This window comes from Capnocytophaga genosp. AHN8471, assembly GCF_016806945.1.
Classification (GTDB): domain Bacteria; phylum Bacteroidota; class Bacteroidia; order Flavobacteriales; family Flavobacteriaceae; genus Capnocytophaga; species Capnocytophaga periodontitidis.
In genome coordinates, this window is the sequence record NZ_JAESPJ010000041.1 from 17992 (window position 1) to 36306 (window position 18315).

The 18315-nt window shown below is 36.6% G+C and carries 18 protein-coding genes and 1 tRNA gene; 12 read left to right on the plus strand and 7 right to left on the minus strand.

Annotated features, from left to right (window positions below; all coding sequences use genetic code 11):
• Nucleotides 1-12: 12 nt before the first annotated feature.
• From JMN12_RS14725 to JMN12_RS14775, 11 genes are all read left to right on the plus strand, one after another.
• Nucleotides 13-963 (plus strand): MlaD family protein, encoded by a 951-nt coding sequence (locus JMN12_RS14725; RefSeq protein ID WP_088594219.1) that lies wholly within the window; start codon nt 13-15, stop codon nt 961-963.
• A gap of 8 nt (nt 964-971) precedes the next feature.
• Nucleotides 972-2288 carry a (Fe-S)-binding protein gene (locus tag JMN12_RS14730; RefSeq protein WP_203140021.1) on the plus strand — a complete coding sequence of 439 codons (1317 nt, stop codon included), beginning with the start codon at nt 972-974 and terminating at the stop codon, nt 2286-2288.
• Nucleotides 2289-2379: 91 nt separating this feature from the next.
• A complete protein-coding gene (locus JMN12_RS14735) occupies nt 2380-3075 on the plus strand; it encodes a cell division ATP-binding protein FtsE (protein ID WP_009413127.1) in 696 nt (231 codons plus the stop codon).
• Between the two features lie 42 nt (nt 3076-3117).
• The gene (locus JMN12_RS14740; protein WP_203140023.1) at nt 3118-4077 is read left to right on the plus strand and encodes a D-2-hydroxyacid dehydrogenase; all 960 of its coding nucleotides are present in this window, start codon (nt 3118-3120) and stop codon (nt 4075-4077) included.
• A 7-nt stretch (nt 4078-4084) separates the two neighbouring features.
• Nucleotides 4085-4480: a DUF937 domain-containing protein gene (locus JMN12_RS14745; RefSeq protein WP_002678182.1), complete on the plus strand. Its 396-nt coding sequence runs from the start codon at nt 4085-4087 to the stop codon at nt 4478-4480.
• 72 nt (nt 4481-4552) lie between these two features.
• Nucleotides 4553-4987 carry a nucleoside deaminase gene (locus JMN12_RS14750; RefSeq protein WP_009413124.1) on the plus strand — a complete coding sequence of 145 codons (435 nt, stop codon included), beginning with the start codon at nt 4553-4555 and terminating at the stop codon, nt 4985-4987.
• Nucleotides 4984-6852 (plus strand): hypothetical protein, encoded by a 1869-nt coding sequence (locus tag JMN12_RS14755; RefSeq protein WP_203081486.1) that lies wholly within the window; start codon nt 4984-4986, stop codon nt 6850-6852. Before JMN12_RS14750 ends, JMN12_RS14755 begins: the two co-directional genes overlap by 4 nt.
• 87 nt (nt 6853-6939) lie before the next feature.
• Nucleotides 6940-7227 carry an ATP-dependent Clp protease adaptor ClpS gene (locus JMN12_RS14760; RefSeq protein ID WP_088594224.1) on the plus strand — a complete coding sequence of 96 codons (288 nt, stop codon included), beginning with the start codon at nt 6940-6942 and terminating at the stop codon, nt 7225-7227.
• A 47-nt stretch (nt 7228-7274) separates the two neighbouring features.
• Complete coding sequence (locus JMN12_RS14765; RefSeq protein WP_002672676.1) at nt 7275-8051, plus strand: 3'-5' exonuclease; 777 nt, start codon at nt 7275-7277, stop codon at nt 8049-8051.
• Nucleotides 8052-8123: 72 nt separating this feature from the next.
• Entirely contained in the window at nt 8124-10322 is a 2199-nt protein-coding gene (locus JMN12_RS14770) for a RelA/SpoT family protein (RefSeq protein WP_203140025.1), read from the plus strand.
• A 1-nt stretch (nt 10323) separates the two neighbouring features.
• Nucleotides 10324-10866: an RNA methyltransferase gene (locus JMN12_RS14775; RefSeq protein WP_203081490.1), complete on the plus strand. Its 543-nt coding sequence runs from the start codon at nt 10324-10326 to the stop codon at nt 10864-10866.
• A gap of 63 nt (nt 10867-10929) precedes the next feature.
• Here the strand turns inward: JMN12_RS14775 and JMN12_RS14780 are convergent.
• From JMN12_RS14780 to JMN12_RS14810, 7 genes are all read right to left on the minus strand, one after another.
• Nucleotides 10930-11002, minus strand: a tRNA-Gly gene (locus tag JMN12_RS14780).
• A 112-nt stretch (nt 11003-11114) separates the two neighbouring features.
• A complete protein-coding gene (locus JMN12_RS14785) occupies nt 11115-11528 on the minus strand; it encodes a hypothetical protein (protein ID WP_203081491.1) in 414 nt (137 codons plus the stop codon).
• Nucleotides 11529-11535: 7 nt separating this feature from the next.
• Nucleotides 11536-12066, minus strand: a complete 531-nt coding sequence (locus tag JMN12_RS14790; protein ID WP_203081492.1) for an STM3941 family protein — start codon at nt 12064-12066, stop codon at nt 11536-11538.
• A 4-nt stretch (nt 12067-12070) separates the two neighbouring features.
• Entirely contained in the window at nt 12071-13018 is a 948-nt protein-coding gene (locus tag JMN12_RS14795) for an NAD(P)H-dependent flavin oxidoreductase (protein WP_203081493.1), read from the minus strand.
• A gap of 3 nt (nt 13019-13021) precedes the next feature.
• On the minus strand, nt 13022-13441 hold the full coding sequence (locus JMN12_RS14800; RefSeq protein WP_009413116.1) for a VOC family protein: 420 nt from the start codon (nt 13439-13441) through the stop codon (nt 13022-13024).
• Nucleotide 13442: 1 nt separating this feature from the next.
• Nucleotides 13443-13799 carry an MmcQ/YjbR family DNA-binding protein gene (locus JMN12_RS14805; protein WP_203081494.1) on the minus strand — a complete coding sequence of 119 codons (357 nt, stop codon included), beginning with the start codon at nt 13797-13799 and terminating at the stop codon, nt 13443-13445.
• Nucleotides 13800-13903: 104 nt separating this feature from the next.
• Nucleotides 13904-15388, minus strand: coding sequence for a cellulose synthase family protein (locus JMN12_RS14810; RefSeq protein WP_002678183.1), 1485 nt, complete (start codon nt 15386-15388; stop codon nt 13904-13906).
• A gap of 394 nt (nt 15389-15782) precedes the next feature.
• Between JMN12_RS14810 and gyrA the strand changes: the two genes are divergently transcribed.
• Nucleotides 15783-18296: a DNA gyrase subunit A gene (gene gyrA, locus JMN12_RS14815; RefSeq protein ID WP_203140027.1), complete on the plus strand. Its 2514-nt coding sequence runs from the start codon at nt 15783-15785 to the stop codon at nt 18294-18296.
• Nucleotides 18297-18315 lie beyond the last annotated feature (19 nt).

Consider the following 18315-nt stretch of genomic DNA (forward strand, 5'->3'; position numbering starts at 1 on the left):
AAATAGAAACAAATGAAATTATCCAGAGAAATAAAAACAGCAATTATAGTAGTAGCGGGAATTGTCGCTTTCTATGTTGGCTTCAACTTCTTGAAGTCTAAGTCGTTATTTCATAAAACGAATACTTATTACGCTTATTTTCCTCATTCAGGTGGATTGAAAACTGGTACACAAATCACTGTGAATGGAGTGAAAGTGGGAAGCGTGGAAGCAGTAGACTTAGAAGAGAAAAGTGCTAAGATAAAAATTACTATGGAGTGTTCAGATGATTTCAAATTCTCTAAAAATAGTGTAGCTGAACTCTACAATAGTTTACTTGGAGGAGCAGGATTACAAATTATTCCTGCTTTTGATAACGCACCCACAGCTGTATCAGGTGATGTATTAGAAGCACGTGTACAAGAAGATATGTTAGCTTCTCTCTCATCGTCAATCAAACCTACACAAGATAAACTCAATCACCTTTTAGGGCAAGCTGATACTACCCTTACAGGAGTTAATAGTATTTTAGATGCTAAAACTACTAACGATTTAAAAAATGCAATAGCTGAACTCGGTGCAACTATGCGCAATCTCAATCAAGCCTCAGCTACCCTCAACAAAATGTTAGTTGCTAATCAAACTAATTTGAATACTACTTTAACCAATGCTAATAAAATCACTACCGATTTATCAAAAGTATCAGGACAGCTTTCAGAAGCTGAACTCAACAAAGTAATTACCAATGCTCAAACTACACTTACTAATCTCAACACTCTTTTAGCTGATGTAGAAGGAGGTAAAGGCACTATTGGTAAACTACTAAAAGATGAGGCTCTCTATAAAGATTTGGATAAATCGGCTAAACAGCTTGAATTACTATTACAAGATTTGCGTTTGAATCCTAAACGTTACCTTCACTTCTCTGTTTTTGGTAAAAAAGCTAAAGTATACGAACCTAACGACGAAGAAAAAGCTGAATAAACATATTGATGAGCTTCCTTCCTAACATAGTATTTTTAATACTTCTCTGTATAGGAGGAGGCTTTTTTATTTATAATATACGCAAACTTATTAGGAATATCCGTTTAGGAAAAGCTGAAGATACCTCTGGTAATCACAAAGAGCGACTCAAAAATATGTTATGGCTTGTCTTAGGACAACAAAAAATGTTAGTACGTCCCATAGTAGGAATACTACATATTGTTGTATATGCAGGTTTTTTGATTATCAATATTGAGTTGTTAGAAATTCTCATAGATGGTATTTTGGGTACTCATAGAGTATTTGCTCCTTTAGGAAAATTTTATAATTCTTTGATAGCTTCTTTTGAGATATTAGCTCTTTTAGTAATTGTTTCAGTAACTGTATTTTGGATAAGACGGCATATCCTAAAAATACCTCGATTTCACAAAGCAGAACTCAAAGGTTGGGCTAAAAAAGATGCAAGTAATATCCTCTATGCCGAAATGGTGATGATGAGCCTTTTCTTGCTGATGAATGCTGCCGATGCCCAATTACAAGCACTGCAAGTACCTCACTATATACAAGCAGGAACTTTCCCTATAAGTCAATGGCTACGCCCTTTATTACAAAATGTTTCTGTAGGAACTCTTATTATCATAGAACGCAGTTGTTGGTGGTTACATATCATTGGAATATTATGTTTTCTAAACTATCTCTACTATTCTAAACATCTACACATATTATTAGCTTTTCCTAATACTTATTTTGCTTCTATACGTCCGTTAGGCACTTCTAAGGTAAACCCTATAGTAACACGAGAGGTAAAATTAATGTTAGACCCTAATGCCGATTCTTTTGCAACGGCTCAAGATACTAACCCTCCAGATAAGTTTGGAGCTTCGGATGTAACCGATCTTACGTGGATACAACTGATGAATGCTTATACTTGCACCGAGTGTGGGCGTTGTACTGATGAGTGTCCAGCGAATCTCACAGGTAAAAAACTTTCTCCTCGTGCTATTATGATGAAAACTCGTGACCGATTAGAAGAAATAGGTCGCAATATCGACAAACAAGGCACTTTTCAACCTGACGGCAAACAATTGTTAGGTGATTATATTACTCCTGAAGAATTATGGGCTTGCACTACTTGTAATGCTTGCGTAGAAGTCTGTCCTGTAGGAATTAACCCACTATCTATTATTATGACTATGAGACAATATTTAGTAATGGAACAATCAGCAGCTCCTGCCGAACTCAATGTAATGATGACTAATATAGAAAATAATGGAGCGCCTTGGGCATATAGTCAAGCAGATCGTGCTATAGTTTTTGATGAATAAAAGTGTGCTTATATTTCTGTTATCTAAATAATTTTACTACCTTTGCAAGAATTTTTTAAAGTAAAACACACAACTTTGAGTATTTATATCAATGGAAAATCCAGTATTACATTTAAAAGAAGTATCTGTATATCAGAAAAATAATCTTATTTTATCCAATGTGAATCTCACTGTTGGAAAAGGAGAATTAGTATATCTCATCGGTAAGACAGGCTCAGGAAAAAGTAGCTTAATCAAGTTACTTTATGGTGATTTACCCCTTACTAAAGGACAAGGAAAAGTAGTAGGTTTTAATCTTAAAAATCTTACAGAAGATGAAATTCCTCTGCTTCGTCGTAAGTTAGGAGTAGTATTCCAAGATTTTAAACTGCTTACGGATAGAAGTGTATATGATAATCTCGCTTTTGTTCTAAAAGCTACAGGGTGGACAGACAAAACCAAAATAGATAAACGTATTGAGGAAGTACTCGCCAAGGTAAAAATGCAGAATGCTGGATTTAAATTTCCTCACGAACTCTCAGGAGGTGAACAACAAAGGGTAGCTATTGCACGTGCCTTATTGAACAACCCAGAACTAATTTTAGCCGATGAGCCTACAGGTAATTTAGACCCTGAAACCAGCGTTGAAGTAATGCAAGTACTCAAGGAAATTAATGCCTCTGGGCGCACTATACTAATGGCAACTCACGACTATGCTCTTATTCTTAAATTTCCATCTAAAACATTAAAATGTGATGGTGAACGTATCTTTGAAGTAGTACAAAGAAGAGTAAAAAGCGAAGAATAAAAAATAAATAAAAATATAGTATATTTAAATAGACAGATAATAATGGCAATAAAAATATTAGCAAATGATGGTATTTCCGATTCAGGAAAAGAAGCATTAGAGAAAGAAGGGTTTGAGGTAAGCACTACAAAAGTAGCTCAAAACCAATTGATAGATTATATAAACAAACACGCCATTGATGTACTTTTAGTGCGTTCAGCTACTCAAGTGCGCAAGGATATTATCGATGGTTGCCCTTCACTGAAGCTCATCGGTAGGGGAGGAGTAGGTATGGACAACATAGATGTAGATTATGCTCAAAGCAAAAATCTACACGTAATCAATACTCCTGCTTCTTCAGCTAACTCGGTAGCAGAACTCGTATTTGCCCATCTTTTTACAGGAGTGCGCTTTTTGCACGATGCTAACCGCAATATGCCTTTAGAAGGTGATACTCAATTCAACGAACTGAAAAAAAACTATACCAATGGTGTTGAACTACGTGGTAAAACTATAGGTATTATAGGTTTTGGACGTAGTGGACAAGCAGTAGCTCGTATTGCTATAGGTTTAGGAATGAATGTATTAGCTTACGACCCTAAAGTAAAAGAAGCTGTAGTAACACTTGATTTTTTCAATGGACAAACCATACCATTCACCATCAAAACGGTAGAAAAAGAACGTTTATTGATGGAATCTGACTTTATCACCCTCAATAATAGTCCAGCTCAAGGAGGTTATGTGCTTGACACTCCTGAATTTAACTTGATGAAAGAAGGGGTAGGTGTAATAAACTTGGCAAGAGGAGGTGCCTTAAATGAGGTAGCTCTTATAGAAGCCTTGGAGCACGGCAAGGTAGCTTTTGCAGGTTTAGATGTGTTTGAGAACGAACCTAACCCCGCTATACAAGTACTAATGCATCCTCAAATATCACTCACCCCACACATAGGGGCATCTACTAACGAAGCTCAAAATCGTATAGGTTTTGAATTAGCTTCACAAATTGCAACCTTATTAAAATAATTATACTATGGCAGGAATTTTAGATTTTTTAGGAGGTGATAACCTCCAACAACTCGTGAAAGGATTGAGCGAGAAAACAGGTATTGGTGCTGATAAAGTAAGCTCTGTAGTAGATTCATTCAAATCTATGTTTGGCAATGCTGAAGGCAATGATATCTTAAACAAACTCACTGGCGATGGTAAATCGTCTACTTTGAACGCTATCAGTGAGAAAACAGGCGTTTCATTAGATGGTGTGAGTAAAATTTTTGAGAATTTAACCCCAATGATTTCTAACTTTTTCTCAGGTAAAGGTGGTAATATTGGTGAAATGATTACTTCTTTCTTCGACAAGAACAAAGATGGCAATGTAATGGATGATATAATGGGAGGTATAGGTAACCTCTTTGGAGGAAACAAATAATAATTCTCATACACTAAAATCTTATTACTTTGGCAGAGTTTTTGTACTTTGCCAAAGTAATTTTTATTTCAGATGAATACTGACGAGTACTTTATGCAAAAAGCTTTGGAGGAAGCTCAAATCGCTTTTGAAGAGGACGAAATCCCTGTAGGAGCTATTATAACAATTGACAATAGAATTATAGCTAAGGCACATAATCTTACTGAACGCCTAAAAGATGTAACTGCACATGCCGAAATGCAAGCCATAACTATGGCTGCTCACTATCTGGGGGGTAAATATCTCACAGATTGTACTATGTATATCACTTTAGAGCCTTGTGCAATGTGTGCAGGAGCTCTGTATTGGAGCCAGTTATCGCGATTAGTTTATGCTGCTGATGACCCTCATAGAGGTTTCAAAGCAATAGGAGGTAAATTACATCCTAAAACAGAGGTTGTTACGGGTATTTTATCTGAAGAAGCTACTACTTTATTAAAGCAATTTTTTCAGCAAAAAAGGAAATGAGAAAAACCTTTACTCTTATAGCACTCTTTCTCTTGGGAATGAATTATCTTCTTTCTCAAGAAATAGATACTTTAAAGGTAAAAGACTCGCTATTAGAAGGCATTTCACCTGAAAGAGAAGCTAAAAACAGAGTATTTTATGAGAGAATCAGAAACTTCTTTAGCAAATATAAGCTCACTAAAAATCTCAATAACTTTATTATAATTGAGGAAAAGACATCCGAAGGTACAAGCACCTCTACCGTTACTCCTAAAAAAGCCCCTTCTTATCAAGGGAAAATCATTAGAAATATCGTTATTACTACCTTAGACCCTTTTGGGTTTGATGAGAAAGATTTAAGCAAAGTACCTAACACTCGTTTGGAGCGTTTTGGCAATGCACTTCACGTGAAAACCCGCGAAAGTACGGTTCGCAAGTTTCTCCTGTTTAAAAAGGATAAGCCTTTAGATACCCTTTTGCTGAGTGAAACTGAACGTGTATTGCGCAATCAGCGGTATATCCGTAGGGCACAAGTGTGTGCTATCCCTGTGAGTCAAACCTCCGATTCAGTAGATGTGCAAGTGAATGTGCTCGATAGCTGGTCTATATACGTCGACGGGGACTTGGCAGGCAGTAGAGGCTGGACACGACTTACCGAGCAAAATCTCTTTGGGATAGGACACGAACTCTCGCTCACCTATCAACAATACTTTTCAGGAATCGGGAACAATGGTAAAGGCTTTAATTATGTGGTGAGAAACATCAAAAACACTTACATCAATGTGCGAACCGGTTATTATTCCGATTACAAGAACTATTTTTCAAAGAGCATACAGGTAGAGCGACCGCTGTATTCACCTTTGGCACGCTGGTCGGGGCGCCTAGGTTATTACGAATACCGATATGAAGACGAAGGTATTAGTTATCGCGACTCTATCTATATTCCTATCCTAATGACACGCACCTTCGATGCTTTTGGTAGTTGGATAAAGCCCCTCAGAAAAGTAGAAAATAAGTGCATCAATAACTTTATCATAGCTGGACGTTTTCGCAATATAAATTATTACGAGAAACCTTCTCCCGAGATAGACCCCGAGCAATATTACGGCAACGAGAACCTATATCTCACTCAATTCAGTCTCAATAGTACAGGCTTTGTAAAAGACCGCTATATATTTCGCAACGGCGATATCGAGGACGTAGGAATAGGGCGTTCTTTGTTTCTCACCTCAGGCATACTGCGGAAGAACTACGCTACTTTGCCCTATCTTGGTATAGGCCTTGCTGAGGCAAACTATACCAAGCGTGGCTACTACCATTCTATCAATTTTGAGGTAGGCACATTCTTTAAGGACGGCACGAACAAAGAAACTGTGCTAAAAGGTGAAGGCACCTATTTCAGTAAATTGTTCAACATAGGCGATTGGCATTTTCGTCAGTTCTTGCGTTCCTCATTTGTAGTAGGTTTTAACCGAAATGTATACCAGCGAGACAGGATCAACTTAAATGAATCTAATGGTATCTTAGGCTTCAGTAGTCGTGAAGTATACGGCACACGCAAACTAATTTTTACTTCTCAAACACAAGTTTATGCACCTTTTCAGTTATTAGGTTTTAGGTTCAGTCCATTCCTATCAGCCGATGCAGGTTTTATAGGTAGAAATAATACAGCTTTTTTAAAAACTGAAGTCTATTCTAAAGTATCTTTGGGGTTCTATATATCTAATGACTACTTACCCTTTGGCGCTATAGAGTTTTCATTTGGGTATTACCCTAATATACCTGGAACGGGTAGGAATATCTTTAAATTTACAGGGATTACCAACGACGATTTTAGATTGCATAGTTTTTCTCAACGATTACCAAATGTTGTGTCGTTTAGATAACAAATGCTTTACAATAAGAAATATTAAAATAAACATTTGCACAATTCATTTATTTACCATACTTTTGTATCATTATAAAAGCAAATTATGTTACAAAATAATTACCAAGAAGAAACCTTTGCAGAGGAAGACGTGATAGAGCTTATAGATGATGAATGTCATCTCATTTTATACAATGATGATGTCAATACTTTTGATCACGTTATCGATACCTTAGTAGAGGTTTGTCATCACACTTTTGAGCAAGCCGAGCAATGTACTATTATTGTGCATTTCAAGGGAAAATGCGATGTAAAAACAGGAAGTTATGAATATCTAGAACCTCTTTGTACCGCACTTCTTGATGCTGGACTCTCTGCTCAAATAGAAAATTAATAATTACTATTTTTAAAATTATTCATCTTTAACTATTCACTAAAATCGTGGAACTAAAACTATCAAAACCTATTTGTTTTTTTGACCTTGAAACTACGGGCATCGATATTACCAAAGACCGTATCGTTGAAATATCTATCTTAAAAGTCTACCCCAATGGCAATAAGGAAAGTAAAACGTGGCTCGTAAACCCTACTATTCCTATCCCAAAAGCTGCCTCAGATGTACACGGCATTACCGATGAGCGCGTTGCGGGGGAACCCACTTTTAAAGAGCTTGCCAAGCAAATCCATAATATGATAAAAGATTCTGACCTTGCTGGCTACAATTCCGACCGATTTGATATTCCTTTGCTTGCCGAAGAAATGTTGCGTGCTGAAGTAGATTTTGATTTGGGGAACCGCGTATCGGTAGATGTACAAACTATTTTTCACAAAATGGAACAGCGTACCCTCTCGGCAGCCTATAAGTTCTATTGTGGTAAAGACCTTATTGATGCGCATACAGCTTCGGCAGATACTAATGCCACTTATGAAATCCTCAAAGCCCAGCTCGACCGTTATGACAGCTTAGAGAACAATATCAAAAAACTCAGCGAGTTTACTTATCGCAAACAAATAGCTGACTTTGCTGGGTTTATTGGCTATAATGACAAAGGTGAGGAAATCTTTACCTTTGGGAAACACAAAGGCAAACGTGTAGAAGATATTTTTGATGAAGAGCCAGGATATTTTGGTTGGCTTCTCGGTGCCGACTTCCCTTTGTATACTAAAAAGATTCTTACGGCTATCAAGCTCCGCAAATTATCGGCTACTATTAAATAAAAAATAGTTCTAAAACTTCAGTAAAGTTCTAAATTTTGCTAAAGTTAGATTTTTCTACATTCATTTTTATTTATGGAAACAAACACCGACTTAGAAGAAGAAAACAAAGCCATTGCCCGCGAGTATAAAGAACTCTTGCGTATTAGTTATCAAACCTTGAGTGATGAAGATAAAAAACTCATTCGCTTGGCGTTTGACACCGCTGTTGATGCGCACAAAAACCAACGCCGAAAAAGTGGGGAGCCTTATATTTTTCACCCTATTGCCGTAGCTAAAATTGTTGCTTCACAAATAGGATTAGATGCCATAGCCATAGCATCGGCTTTGTTACACGATGTAGTAGAAGATACCGACTATACAATTGAAGATATGGAACGGCTTTTTGGTAAGACTGTAGCTCATATTGTAGAAGGACTTACCAAAATTTCGAGTATGAGCCGTGAAAATGACATCTCTTTACAAGCTGAGAACTTCCGAAAGCTCCTCCTCACGATGAATGACGATGTACGCGTAATTCTCATAAAAATTGCTGACAGACTCCACAATATGCAAACAATGGATTCGATGGCAGACTATAAACAAGCCAAAATAGCTTCGGAAACACTCTATATTTATGCCCCTATTGCTCACCGCATTGGCTTGTATAACATCAAAACAGAATTAGAAGACCTCGCCCTTAAATATACTGACCCCGAGCGCTACAATAGTATCCTAAACAAAATGGAGGAATCCAAAGAAGAACAACAGGAATACATTGAGGCGTTTACCAAAATCGTAGAAACTTCTTTGACGCAACAAAAAATTGATTATTCCATCAAAGGGCGACCCAAATCAATCTATTCTATTTACAGAAAAATGGAATCGCAAGGCGTGAGTTTTGAAGAAGTTTACGATAAATTTGCGATTCGCATCATCTATAAAAGTGAACCAGCCGAAGAAAAGTTTTTGGCTTGGAAAATATACTCTATCGTTACCGACCACTTCCGTCCTAATCCCACCCGATTGCGTGATTGGATTTCCTCACCTAAATCTACAGGTTATGAAGCCTTACACATTACCGTAATGGGGCCAAAAGGCAAATGGGTAGAGGTGCAAATACGCAGCGAACGTATGCACGAAATCGCCGAAAAAGGTTATGCAGCCCATTTTAAATATAAACACGGCGATCAAAAAGAAGAAGGCATCGAAATGTGGCTTAATAGGTTGCAAGAAGTCTTTGAAAACAGCGAGGCAAATGCTGTAGACTTTGTAGAAGATTTCAAACTCAACTTGTATTCTAAAGAGATTTTCGTCTTTACCCCTAATGGTGAGATAAAATCTCTCCCGAAAGGTGCTACACCACTTGATTTTGCTTTTTCAATACATACAGGAGTGGGTTTAAAAACACGTGGAGCCAAAGTAAACAATAAATTAGTGCCCTTAAACTATGTATTAAAGAGCGGTGAAACAGTAGAAATTATCACTGCCGAAAATGCAAAACCCACTAAGAACTGGCTAAACTATGCTACAACTGCTAAAGCACGTAGTAAGATAAAAAATGCTTTAAAAGAAGAAACAAAAGCTGTTGCTGCTGAAGGAAAAGAGATTTTAGTTCGAAAATTAAAGCAATTGAAGGTTACTCTTAATGAAGAAGTAATGAATGAGCTAGTGAGTTACTTCAAAACAAAGACGAGTTTAGATATTTACTATCAAGCAGGAACGGGAGAAATCAGTAACCAAATGCTGAAAGAGTTTGTGTCTCATCGCACGTCTTTCTTTGGTTTATTCAAAAATAAAGTAGTTAAAAAACCTACTGAAGAACCTGTTTATTCGCCCAACGTTCACTATGATAGCATTGTGTTTGGTAAAGAAGAAGAATCTTTAGACTATACTTTTTCAAAATGTTGCAATCCTATCCCTGGTGATCCTATTTTTGGGTTTGTTACTATCAATGAAGGGGTAAAGGTACATAAAAAAACTTGTCCGAATGCCATTTCGATGCAATCGAATTACGCTTATCGCATCATTCAAGCCAAATGGGTAAAATCTGATGAAAGAGATTTCAAAGTGAGTCTTAGAATTAGTGGTATTGACCGCGATGGACTCATTAGCGATATCTCAAAAGTGATTTTGGATAGCAAATTTGTAAAGCTCACCAACATTAATATTGATACTGAAGGTAATGTATTCAGCGGAAAAGTCTCTATTTCAATCAACAACAATGCTACTTTAAAAAAACTGATGCAAGATATTAAGAACATTAAAGGAGTAGATAAAGTAAACAGACTCTAATATGCGAAAATTAGCAAATAGTGAGCTCAATAGGTTGGATATTGAGCAATTTAAGAAGGCAGAGAAGACACCTTTAATAGTAATTTTGGATAATGTGAGAAGTTTGAACAATATAGGTTCTGTTTTTCGCACTTGTGATGCTTTTTTAATTGAAAAGATATACCTCTGTGGGATTACCGCCACTCCTCCAAACAAAGAGATTCATAAAACAGCTTTAGGTGCGACTGATAGTGTGGCATGGGAATATGTAGAAAATACACTTTCGGCAGTAGAAAAGCTAAAAGAGCAAGGAGTTTATATTATTAGTATTGAGCAAGCTGAAAATTCTACAATGCTGAATGATTTTGAGCCTAACAGAAATCAAAAATATGCTATTATCTTTGGCAACGAGGTAAAAGGAGTCGAACAAGAAGTGGTTTCAGCTTCTAATGAAGTGATAGAAATCCCACAATATGGTACTAAACATTCTCTGAATATTTCTGTAAGTGCAGGAATTGCTATTTGGGAGTTAGCAATGAAGCTCAGGAAGTATACAATGTTATAAAAATAAAATTATAAATGATAAATAAAAAGCCTGATAACAATATGTTATCAGGCTTTTTTGTAGAGCGGGAGACGAGGTTCGAACTCGCGACATTCAGCTTGGAAGGCTGACGCTCTACCAACTGAGCTACTCCCGCAATTATAGTGATATAGATAATTTTTCGAGTGCAAATATACAGTCATTTACTATAATCTTCCAAATTTTTTAATACTTTTTTTGTTGAGCTTTCTGCAAATAAAAGTAAATACTTATAAATCAATCTCTTTTTTCTTACTATTTTTCTTTTGATAGAAGTAAAGACAAATGTATGAAGATAAATACCCAGCATTTATGGATAATAATAACAAAGTTCCACGTAAAGGGTGAGTCCAACTACCTATAAAACTTTCATCAATAGCATAAATAAACAATATAATATAAGGAATCCAAAATAGGATTGGTTTTTTTAAGAATAAAAAGCTACTGATGAGCAAACATAAAGGTAAAGCATAAAATAATATAAGTCTCACTATAAAACCCCACCCCCAAGCTTTGTTTATATCAGCTTTTAACCAATTGATATAAGCCTTTTCTCCAAGTATATAAACTAATAAAGCTATGTAGGTTGCTAGTATAATAAAAGACAATAGTATAACTATCTTTCGTAATGTTTTAAAGTGCATATTTTTACTAATCTTTATCTTTATAAGTAGCTAAACTTGCTAAAAGTAGTGAAACAAGTTCTTTATGAGTAATTTTCATTGTAGAACTCGCAATACTGATAGGAGCTCCATACATTTTCTGACTCCATTGCATCATCTTTTTTACAAAAAAGTTCTTTTCATTAGCAATAAGAGTTTCAGGATTTCTCACTTGTATCAAAATACTCTTATTTCCTTTGATTTCTAATTCTTGAAAGCCTATTATTTCTTCCCAAGGAATAAGATAATACTTTTGTATTCTTATGTGTAGGGCTTTTTCATCTATGGCAAGTACCCATTGATTGTTTAGCAAGTTTTTTATGATAAAAAATAGAGCTGTTAAAGCAAAAACTACAACGATAATACCTATAGCTTCTATAAAAACAATGCTTCTTTTGCTGTCTTTAGATAATCCATTGGCATTTAGAAAACAAAATAAGCCTATTGCGAAGAAAATAATGGTTAAGAATAGTAGAAAAATGTTTTTCTTTTTGCTAGTGTAAATTTCTATTCGTTCCATTGTTTTATTTTAAAGCTGTAAGTCTTTCTATACCTTTGTGATACTCTGTTATAATCTCATCAATAACTTCTTGTACACTTTGTACTTTAGTAATGAGTGAAGCTGCTTGTCCTATTTCAAGCTCACCTTGTTCCATATCTCCTTCAAACATTCCTTGTTTGGTACGACGATTTCCCACTAAGGCTTTTAGGTTCTCAACAGTAGCTTGTTGGGTATTGTATAGCTCTTTAACTTGTTGATAAAAGCCATTTTTTAATAACCTTACTGGGGCTAATTCTTTCAATGTAAGCTCAGTATCTCCTTCACCAGCTGCCACAACCTTCTCTTTGAAAGCGGGGTGTACAGACGCTTCAGTAGTAGCAACAAATCTACTGCCTATCTGTACCCCTTCGGCACCTAAGGCAAGAGCAGCAAGCATTCCGCTACCTGTAGCAATTCCCCCTGCAGCAATGAGAGGAATATCTAATACTTTGCGCACAGCAGGAATGAGCACCATTGTGCTAGTTTCTTCACGTCCGTTATGACCGCCCGCTTCAAAGCCCTCAGCTACCACAGCATCTACACCGGCAACTTGGGCTTTAAGGGCAAACTTACTACTGCTCACTACGTGAGCTACTTTTATGCCTTCTTTTTGCAATAAAGACGTATAGGTAGCAGGATTTCCTGCCGAAGTAAATACAATCTTTACCCCTTCACGCAAAATCACTTCAATAGCTTTATCCATTTCGGGGTACATAATAGGAATATTCACTCCAAAAGGTTTATCGGTAGCCGCTTTACACTTACGTATGTGTTCTGCAAGGGTTTCGGGGTGCATAGAGCCTGCGCCCAATAGTCCTAAACCGCCTGCATTGCTCACTGCTGAAGCTAATCGCCAACCACTTGCCCATATCATTCCTCCCTGAATGATAGGATATTGAATATTAAAAAGTTCTGTAATACGTGTTTTCATTGTCTACAATTTAAGATTGTTATTCTCATCGAACTCCCAAAAAGGATTATAAGCGACTTCAAACACATAACCGTCTAAATCTTTAAAGTAACCGCTATAGCCACCCCAAAATACTTTTTGAGCAGGTTTTATTATAGTTGCTCCTAATTCTTTAACTTTGGCTAATACAGCGTCTACTTCCGCTTCCGAGGTAGCATTGTAGCTGATAGTCATTCCTGCAAACGAACTTGGCTCATAAGGCAAAGTAGTATCTTCTGAAAGTTCTTCTAAGGGGTAAAGCCCCAATACGATGCCTCCCAAAGGAAAAAGAGCATAGTCGTCCATACTTTTATCTGATTTTTGCCAACCTAAGCCTTCGTAGAAACTAAGGGCTTTTTGAAAATCGCGAACGCCCAAAGTAATCAAAGTAAATTTTTGTCTCATACTATTGATTTGTTAAAAGTTCTTTCTCTTTTTTAGGTACTTTGGCGAGTACTTCTTCGTAAGAATGTTGTACCATTTTTTCAATAAGAGTAGGAGGGAGGCTCTCTACCAAAACTGTATTCCAAAGTTTTTTGTTTAAGTGATAGCCTGCTACAATCTTTTCAGAGTATTGCTCACGAAGCTCCAAAGCGCGATCAGGGTTGCATTTGAGACTTGCCCTCAAAGGGACGCTTTCTAAATTCGTAAGCACGAATATCCTCCCACAAATGCGAAAAACCAATATGTCCTCGCCGAAAGGCATATCTTCAGTAGTATGTGGTAAGGACAAGCAAAAGTCTCTGAAAGTTTCTAAGTTCATTGTTTTAGGTAAGAGATAAGATAAAAGGGTTGCCTATGATTCAAGACAACCCTTTATTTTATACATTCCATTCATTTGCTAATTTACAAATATACTAATACTAATTAAGCTTTTGAGGTAAGCGATTTGAAAAATACAAATCCAAAACCTAAAGTAAGCATACAGTGGAATGGAAACATCCCAAAATCATTGAGACGAACAGCACTATATAATCCAAAAGCAAAGTACAACATTAGTAAAAACTCTACTATCATATTAGGTGATAGTTTAGTGTTGATATATTTATTGTTTTTCCAGCTATCACTTAGCGAACTGATGTTGAACTTAGGGGTACGTACAAACTCGCTGCGTTTGCCACTATGTCCTTCAAGTACAGCAATAGTATTGTGGAAAGAAAATCCTAAAGCCACTGAGAAGAATGTAAAGAATAGCTTTACATAGTTCAAAAAGTCATCAAAAGTCTTCCCTTGCAAGTTCTTATAAGTAAACCAATAGCAGATAAACAAAATAATAGTACTTGTTATAAAGAAACTAGTGAAGTGGAATATCCATCCTAAATGACCGTATTGATTTTTGAGGTATAACATTGGGATACTGAAAATGGCAGTGATAAACACCCATAAAAACATTGAGCTGTTCAAGAGGTGCATTACTCCGTGGAATTTAGTTTTCCATCCAATATTTTTAGCAGCGAGTAAACGACCTACACTTTTGCGGAAGTTTTCAGCTCCTCCTTTGTTCCAACGGAATTGTTGTGAGCGTGCTGCCGAGATAACTACAGGAAGCTCTGCAGGAGTTTCTACATCTTCCAAATATTTAAACTTCCAATTTTTTAACTGAGCGCGATAACTAAGGTCTAGGTCTTCAGTTAGAGTATCACCTTCCCAGTTACCTGCATCATATATACACGTTTTGCGCCAAATACCTGCAGTACCATTGAAATTGATAAAATAACCTTTAGAGTTACGCCCTACTTGTTCAAGAGTAAAATGAACATCAAGAGCTAAGGCTTGTATTTTAGTAAGGATAGAGTAATTACGATTGATGTGTCCCCAACGGGTTTGTACTACCCCTATTTCAGGGTCTTTGAAGTAAATAACAGTACGTTTAAGCCAGTCAGGTTGTGGTAAAAAATCAGCATCGAAGATAGCTATAAAATCACCTTTAGCAATAGCTAAACCTTCTTTTAGAGCTCCTGCTTTGAAACCTTGACGATTTTCACGTCGTATATGCTGAATATCTAAGCCTGTAGCTTGCAAATTTTTGATAATTTCAGCTGTTTCAGCTACTGATTCGTCAGTAGAATCATCAAGTACTTGTATTTCAAGTTTAGTACGTGGATACTCTAGTTTTGCAATATTTTCAAGTAAACGAGGTACTACATACTTTTCATTGTAAAGTGGTAATTGGATGGTTACATAAGGTATCTCTTTAGGGTCAAGGAGGTTAAACTTAGGAGACTCATCATTTTGTTTGCGGTGTTTTAAATAGTTCAGCAGCAAACTAAGCATTGAAAGACTATATAAAAAAATGCCTATCAAAGCTGTACAATAGATAATAATAATTGTGTAATTAATAAATGTTGCCATAAATTATTGTTTTATGTTCTTTTATTTTGCAAAAGTACGCGTTTTTTTGAATACGCCAAGAAAAAAAAGAATTATTTTTTAGAAAACGTTTTTAATTAACTGATTTTTAAAGTGTAAAAAAATAACCACTCTTGTAAATCAGGCTATTATCTATTTCAAAACAGAACCTCATTTTTCTTTGTATATTCTGCAGAAATAGCCATTTAACTTCCATCCAATTTGCCAAAATATTTTAGCTAATTGCTAATAGACAATTATCAATTACATATTGAATATCAAAAACTTAAAAAAAATAGAAAAAAAACATCAACTTTTTTTATTGCTATCTCAAAAAAACTTTGTATCTTAGCCCGCTAATTGTAATAAAAACCTTACTTTTATATAGTAAATAATTATGACAGAAGGAGAAAAATTGATTCCTGTTGATATCAGCGAAGAGATGAAATCTGCTTACATCGATTATTCGATGTCAGTAATCGTTTCACGCGCATTACCCGATGTGCGTGATGGGTTGAAACCTGTTCACCGTCGCGTGCTCTATGGTATGTTCGATATGGGCGTACTCAGCAATCGTCCCTATAAAAAATCAGCTGCCATTGTTGGGGAAGTACTTGGTAAATACCACCCTCACGGCGATACCGCTGTGTATGATACTATGGTGCGTATGGCTCAGTACTGGAGTTTGCGCTATATGCTCGTTGATGGGCAAGGTAACTTTGGTTCTATGGGAGGTGACCCACCTGCCGCAATGCGTTATACCGAAGCCCGTATGCGCAAATTCTCAGAAGATATGCTTATTGATATCGATAAAGAGACTGTTGACCACCAACTTACTTATGATGATTCTCGTGAAGAACCTATCGTACTCCCTACCCGTATTCCTAATTTATTAGTGAATGGTTCTGCGGGTATCGCTGTGGGTATGGCTACTAATATGGCTCCTCATAACCTTAGTGAAGTAATTGATGGTACCATCGCTTATATCGATAATAATGATATTGAAATAGATGAACTTATCAAATATATCAAAGCTCCTGATTTCCCTACAGGTGGTATTATCTATGGTTATGAAGGAGTAAAAGAGGCTTTTAAAACGGGACGCGGTCGTGTGATTATACGTGCTAAAGCTGAGTTTCAAGAGGTAAAGGGCAAAGAATGTATAGTCGTTACCGAAGTACCTTATCAAGTAGATACATCTATCTTACTGAAAAAAACCTCCGATTTAGTAAAAGAAGGTAAGTTAGAGGGTATTACTGATGTACGCGATGAATCAGCTCGTGGTAAGATTCGTATTGTTTATATCCTAAAGCGCGATGCTGTACCTAATGTAGTACTAAACAACTTGTTTAAACGTACTGAATTACAAACTTCTTTTAGTGTGAATAACATTGCTTTGGTAAATGGTCGCCCTCAGCTATTAAACCTTAAAGAGCTTATTTATCACTTTGTAGAACATCGTCACGATGTGGTATATCGTCGCACTGATTACGAGTTGCGTAAAGCTAAAGAACGTATTCATATCTTGGAAGGTTTTATGAAAGTGATGGCTACCGAAGATACAATGGGTAAAGCTATTGAAATCATCCGTTTTCACGATAAACCTAAAGAAGATTTGATAGCTGAGTTTGATCTTACAGATATTCAAGCCGAAGCTATCTTAGCCTTAGCTCTACGTCGTATCAACAAAGCGTTAATCTTACAAACTAAAGAAGAATACGAACAAAAATTAGCCGAAATACGTGATTTAGAAGATATCTTAGCTCGTAAAGAACGCCGAACTGAAATTATCAAAGAAGAACTTCTTGAAATAAAAGAAAAATACGGCGATGCCCGTCGCTCTACTATTGAGTATGCAGGAGGTGAGTTTAGTGTAGAAGATATGATCCCCGATGATAAAATGGTCATTACTATTTCTCACGCAGGTTATATTAAGCGCACTTCTCTCAGTGAGTATAAAACACAAAGTAGGGGAGGGGTAGGTCAAAAAGCCTCTACCACTCGCGACCAAGATTTCTTAGAACACCTATTTGTAAGCTCTAATCACCAATATCTATTGTTCTTTACCCAGAAAGGTAAATGTTTTTGGATGCGCGTCTACGAAATCCCTGAAGGTAGCAAAACTGCCAAAGGTCGTGCTGTACAAAATCTTATCAATATAGAACAAGACGACAAAATTAAAGCCTTTGTGAGCGTTCAAAATCTCAAAGATGAAGAGTATATCAATAACAACTACCTCATTATGGCTACCAAACAAGGTACTGTAAAGAAAACCTTGCTCAAAGAATACTCCCGCCCACGTCAGAATGGTATCAATGCCATTACTATTAAAGAAGGCGATGAGCTTATTGAAGCTAAACTTACCTCAGGCAGTAGCCAGCTAATGTTAGCAGTGAAATCAGGTCGTGCAATACGTTTTGGAGAAGAGAAAGTACGTGCTGTAGGGCGTAATTCTCAGGGAGTACGTGGTATTGACCTCAACATTGAAAACGATCAAGTAGTAGGTATGATAGCTATCGAAAAACCACGCGAAGAGACTGTATTAGTTGTCTCTGAAAATGGTTATGGAAAACGTTCATACATTGATGACCCCGAAACACACGAAGCAGTATATCGTATCACTAACCGTGGAGGCAAAGGGGTAAAAACTATTTCTATTACTGAGAAAACAGGTCAGTTAGTTGCTATCAAGAGTGTTTTGGAAGGCGAAGACTTAATGATTATCAACAAATCAGGTATTGCAATACGCCTCTCCATCGACACACTGCGAATCTCTGGGCGTGCTACTCAAGGTGTAAAACTCATCAACATCAAAGGTAAAGACTCTATTGCTGCCGTTACAAAAGTAATGAAAGAAGACGATGACGAAACCGATGCTACTGAGGAAGTAACACCTCCTACCGAAGAATAAAAATCTGTGTTCATAATTT